The 5,586-nt window shown below is 61.9% G+C and carries 3 protein-coding genes; all 3 read right to left on the reverse strand.

Annotated features, from left to right (window positions below):
* Positions 1-314 precede the first annotated feature (314 nt).
* Positions 315-941, reverse strand: coding sequence for a hypothetical protein (locus VGY55_22385; protein ID HEV2972733.1), 627 nt, complete (start codon positions 939-941; stop codon positions 315-317).
* A 96-nt stretch (positions 942-1,037) separates the two neighbouring features.
* The gene (locus VGY55_22390) at positions 1,038-3,413 is read right to left on the reverse strand and encodes a redoxin domain-containing protein (GenBank protein HEV2972734.1); all 2,376 of its coding nucleotides are present in this window, start codon (positions 3,411-3,413) and stop codon (positions 1,038-1,040) included.
* Positions 3,414-3,692: 279 nt separating this feature from the next.
* Positions 3,693-5,586 (reverse strand): hypothetical protein (locus VGY55_22395; GenBank protein HEV2972735.1); only part of this gene is annotated, 1,894 nt, incomplete at its 5' end.

The following is a 5,586-nucleotide window of genomic DNA, read 5'->3' on the forward strand; positions in this document are numbered from 1 at the left end:
GCTTCCCGCGCGGCTTGAATAGCGGGCAGCAGCATGCCGATCAGGATTCCGATGATCGCGATCACGACCAGCAATTCAACTAACGTGAACCCGGGCTGCGGCCGAACCAAAGAAGCTTTCGTCTCGGCCACATTCTGCACGCCACGCGCCGAGATGACGCGACATCGCACACGGTTGGCGAATCCAGTCGAACGATGACCCATGTCAACTTCTCCACAACATATTTGTTTATTGGAAACAATAGTTTTGATTGGTCAAAATACTAAATCAGAAGACACCAATCGTGTCAAGGGGGCCAATTGGGGCGCCGGTCCCTACTGCTCGCGCCAACGCGGAGAAAATCGCGTAAGAAGCCACGCCGCGGGCAAGATGATGAACATCACGACGCCGGCCCAGCGGATTGGGCCGGTTTCGTAGACGATCATGCCGTTGGCCACCATGAATAGCATGTAGGCATGCAGGGCGCGGTCGAACCAGCGCGAGCGCGCCGCGTACTTCGCCGGAGCGAGCCACCATGTTGCCGCGTCGGCCGCCCAAACGACCGCAAACAAATAGGAGAAATAGATCCCTTCGCCCAGCCCGCTGATTTGGCGAGTGCGCTCGAAGGCGTCGGCGGGCGACCAATGATGGTAACAGTGAAACGCCATGCCGACGTGAACCGCAAAGCAAACGAGCCCCCAAGTCCAGCACCAGCGGGCCAATCGGCCGGCCGCGGCGGTCGCCGGCCAATCGCCACGGTCGAGTCGCATCATTATCAACAGGGCGGCGAAATACCATCCGAGCGAAAGTCGGACGGTGTTTCGCGTGAGCGCTTCACCGGCGTCCGCCGCGAACGCCGAAGACGCCAAAATCACGACTCCCAGGATCGCCGCGCCGACAACTAGCAGGCCGGCGTCCAGCGGCCGAAGGAAGGATGGTCGATGTGGCGCAAGTTCAAGCATTGTCGGAGTCACATTGCCGTAGCTGAATTCGCCAGAAATTCAGATAAAGCGGCTTTCTATTTTTGAATCCCGGTGAATTCCGCGGCGCGTCTCCGCTCAGCGCGGCAAGAGCCGCTTGGCTTCGTCGAGCACGAATTTGGCGTCCATGAACGGTTCGTAACCGATGTCGTGCCAACGGACCAGGCCGGCCCCGTCGATCAAGAACGCGCCGTGGAGCGGCATGTTCTCGAAGTCGTCGTAGGCGCGATAGGCGCGGAACACCGCGCGGTCGCCATCCGAGACGAGCGGGAGATTGATCGTCTCATCCTTCTTCAGCGTGGCCAGCGATTGCTTGAGCGAATCGAGAGGCTCGCTGGAGATCGCGACGATGGGAATCCCCGCGGTGGAAAACTCCCCTGCCAGCGGCGAAAACTTCTTAAGCTGCTCGACGCAGTGCAGGCAGCCCGAGCCGAGGTAGAACAGCACCAGCACCGGCTTGCCGCGATATTGCTCGAGCGAAATCAGGTGGCCGTCCGGCTCGGGAAGCGACCAGTTGGGGGCGGGCCTCGGCGCCCAGCGGAACGGGCCGAGCGTTGTGAGATCGGGGCGCTCGCCGACGTCAGTCGGGATTTTCGGAGTGCGCCAGTCTTCTGGCAGTTTCAGTTCCTTGGCAAGCGGCGCGAGGCGGTCGAAGACCGGCTGATCGAGATCGGCGCTGCCCGCGAGCGTGCGCAGCTTCTCGAATTGAGCCGTCGCCTCCGTTTGTTTGCCGACAGCGGCAAGCACGGCCACGAGGTTCGCCAGCGGATAAACTTCTCCCGGATTGCGATCGAAGGCCTTTCGAGCCAGCTCCTCCGCCCGCGAATTGTCGCCGAGCCGCAAGTAGATTTGCGCCAAGTGATCGCGCCGCAGTTCATCCCCTTTGTCAAGCTTGTCGAACTCCGCTTTCGCCGCGGTATGGTCTCCGGCGGCCAGGGCCAGCCGCCCCTTCAGTTCGCCCACCGCTCGCTCGAGCGACCGGATCCGCGGCCCGTGCGACTTGAGCGCCTCGGCCATGCGCCGGGCGATCTCGTCTTCGCTCTTGCGATCCGCGCGGGCCTTGACTTCGGCCTCGTCAGCCGATTTGTAGCGCGCCGCGCGCTCGTCCGATAGCATGGCGTCGAGCGCCGTTAACTGTGCGCGGGCTTCGTCGGCATGCCCCAACTCCGCCTGAGCGCGGCCAAGCAAACGGGCACGCTGAATCTTGTCGTCCGGCGTGTCGCGCGGCGGTAGATAAGAGGTGCTCGAGAGCGCGACCAGATCGCCCCAACGCTCATACTCGACCAGCGTGCTCACCAACCGCTCGCGGCCCAAGTGCGCGCTCCCCTCGCTGCCATCGATCATGTTGTATTTCGGGTGCCGTGGCAGGTCGAGCATGTTCTTGGCCAGATCGATCGCGTCGTGTACGCGGCCGATCGCCGCCAGGTCGCGGATCAGCCATTCGTTGTTGTGAGCGTAGTTGAAGATTTGATCGGGCAGCACGTCGTCGCGGATCATGTAGGCATGATCGACACGGGCCGAAGCCTCTTGCTGCCAGGCGGCGTCGGCGTAGCGGTGCAGATCGGAGTAGATGTGCCCCGGCATGTGCCACATGTGGGCAATTCCCGGCGACGTTTGCCCGCAGAGCGCCGCGGACGCGAGGGCCCGCTTCGGTTTTTCCTCGTCCCACAGATGGATGCGGTAATGATGGGCCGGGTGCATCGGCTCGGCGGCGAACACCTGATCGAGCAGGGCATCGACGGCCTGATAACTGGAGATCGGCACGCGCTTGGACTTCTCCGTCATCCAATCGCCGTTGACCCAGATTTGCAGGGCGAGAAATGCCTTGGCTTCGACGTCTTTGGGATCGTCGTGAACGATCGCTTCCAAGGCTCGGACGTATTGGCGGCGGCGATCGGCGTTGTCCGGGGCGGCATAGTAGGCGGCGAGCGCTTCGATCCAAGCCCGCTCGCGCGGAGTGGCCTCGGCCTTGCGGGCGGCGGCCTTGCCGATGAAATCCTTCGCCCGCTTTTCGTTGTTCACGTTCGCCATCGCCATGCCCCAGTAGGCCATGACGCAATCGGGGTCGATGGCCGCGACTTGGCGGAAGGACCGCTCGGCCTCGAAATACCAAAAGCCGTGAAGCTGCCCGACGCCCTGATTGAAGAATGCCTGGGCCTCGGACTGCTTGGTCGAGACGGGAAAATCGACCTTCGGCATCCCCAGCATCAAATAGGCTTTTTGCCGCGGCCCTTCATCGAACACCTCGCCGTGAAGCGAATGCCCAGGCTGCGCCGCGGCGACGTTCGGCGCGGCGGGCGCGGCCGTGGCTGGCCCTCCGCTATCGGCGGCGCGGATGGGCGTGAGATTTAGCGTGAGGAAAATCAGGACGGCAATCTTGATCGATTGATGATTCATCCGAGTGCTTTCGCGATTCTTGGCATCGTTTAACCCGGAGCCTTCGGCGACGCGCATTGCACGATGATCCGTCGCCGATGGCTCCGGGTCAAACGACGATAATGATCACCGGTCAGGATAAATCTACGTGCTCGATGCATGAAGCGCACAACGCCGCGGCAACCCTGAATTGCACTTTAGCAGAACCAAATCACGTTGCAACCAGAGTGGCGCCGCCAAAGCGGCGCCGCGGCAGCGCGTCGTGCCGGGATTGGCGTCGGAAGAAAGACGCCCGAGAATGAAGCGCTGGGCGATTCGGCGCGCGACGGCGACGATGACCGATCCGGCCGACCAGCATCAGCATTTGAAATCCACGTCGGTTCGCGTGTGCAACCGTGACGCGAGCGATTCGCAGTCGGGCTTCGAGCGGATCAGCCGGTTCGTCACGACGGCGAGCGGCACCTGCTCGATCTCATACACGGCGATCATTTCCCCTTGCGGATCGCAGGCCAGCGTGGGATGTTCCCCCGTGGCTTCGCGAACTCGACTGGCGATGCGGGTCGCGATTGTCTTGTCGGGCAATGAGAGCAACAGCCGCATGGCACCGCCGTATCGGCCGGCGTTCGATTCGATCGAAGTCAGGCATTTACCCAGGATTCGATCGATGTCCACTTCGCTTCCCCGTTGCAACGCCTCGCCGAGCCAGGATACGATCGCGCCCCGGCTCGTCTTGCGGACAGTCTTCTTGGCGGCTTCGCGCAGCGCGATAACCAATTGGGGGCGCAAATGGCTGCTCCGTGCCAGCAGCGTGCAGAGCGTACATTGTTCCGCGAGAAACGAACGCTCGATCTCATCTTTCGCGTCGTCGGCCATTTCGCCGATGACCGCGGAGGAGAATTCGCCCGCGGCGCGCGGCTCCAAGGCGACGCGATTCGTGGCCATTGGTTCCGGATCGTCCGGATCCGACGACTTCGCGGGCGCGAACTGCTCGGCGAGTCGGTTCAAGTCCTTCCACAAGTCTCGCAACCGATCGGAGCCGCGGCACACGAATGCCTCGATCACTGCCAGGCATTTTAAGACGGATTCCAGCGTGCCTTCCTGAAGCAAGAGATGGGCGTAGCGACGTAACTCTTCCGCGATTGAAGTACCCTTGGGACGCGCCAGCGCCGCACTCACTCGCGAGGAGGCGTTCAACGTCTCGAACAATTGTTCGCGGGTTTGCCGCGTCTGCTTGATTTGGACCATCCCTTCCGAGACGAGCGCGGTCAACCGAAGTTGCAGGCAGCCGGCGACTTGTTGCGCTCCGGCGACGCGACATTCAGTGCGATCGACGAGCGACAGAATCCAATCTTCCAACGGCTTCCCGATCTGGCGGCCATGCCGTTGGGCCGCTTCCATGAGCGCATCGCGCACGGTTTGGTTTTCGAGCCGGAGTTCAACTTCGGCCGTCGAATTGACGCCGCAGAACTGATGGATTTTTTGCAAGACCGGCGCCAATTCAAGGCCAGCCCCGTTTCTGTCGCCCGACTGTGGCCCCAGCGATTCTCCGACGATGCCATTCACCAGCGCCGTCGTGCTCATCTGTCCGGTGCTTTCGATCAAGCCGGCGATGGCCTTATACATCACCGCCAGATCAAGTCCCGCTTTCGCGGCCTGTTCCGATGCGACTCGGCGAAGGTAGGCTTCGTTGGCTTGCTTGTCCACGGCGGCAGTCGGCGTCTTATCGAGCCAGCCCTTGGAATCTTGCGGCGCCACGCCACAACCTCTCCAGTTGAGCACGACGGCGCGGCATAACTGATCGGTCAACGTTGCCGATACGTCCAGCGAATCGCCCCCCAGCGACTCGAGCGCAAATGTGCGCAGCTCAAGATCCGAGCCGGCTTCGCTATCGCTTTTGCGAATTGCATCGAAGAAGCGGCTGGCGGGCGTAACCGAGTTCAGCAGGATATACGAGGCGACTTTGTTCGCCGCTTCAGAGAACGCAACCTCGGACAAATGCTCGCCGAGGTCGAGAAAATAGGTTTGGGCAAAGGTCGGCAGTTCTTCGCGAAATCCTGCCAAGCCGCAGGCAGCCTCTCCGGGGTAGTCGCCGGCGATATTGAAATAGCGCAGCTCCCGCAAGCAAGCCAGCGCGTTGGCCGGGGCAAGATAGGTACCCTTATGCTCCTGCCGCGAGACAAAGGGCAAGATTCCGATGACATCGTCATCCGAGAAGCCTGTCTCGATGAGCAACTGACGCGTCGCATAGGCG

This window comes from Pirellulales bacterium (assembly GCA_035939775.1).
Lineage (GTDB): Bacteria > Planctomycetota > Planctomycetia > Pirellulales > DATAWG01 > DASZFO01.

Excerpts from the sequence above, each read along its gene's own strand:
- VGY55_22390 (HEV2972734.1), bottom strand. The coding sequence starts at position 3,413 with ATGCGCGTCGCCGAAGGCTCCGGGTTAAACGATGCCAAGAATCGCGAA.
- VGY55_22385 (HEV2972733.1), bottom strand. The coding sequence starts at position 941 with ATGCTTGAACTTGCGCCACATCGACCATCCTTCCTTCGGCCGCTGGAC.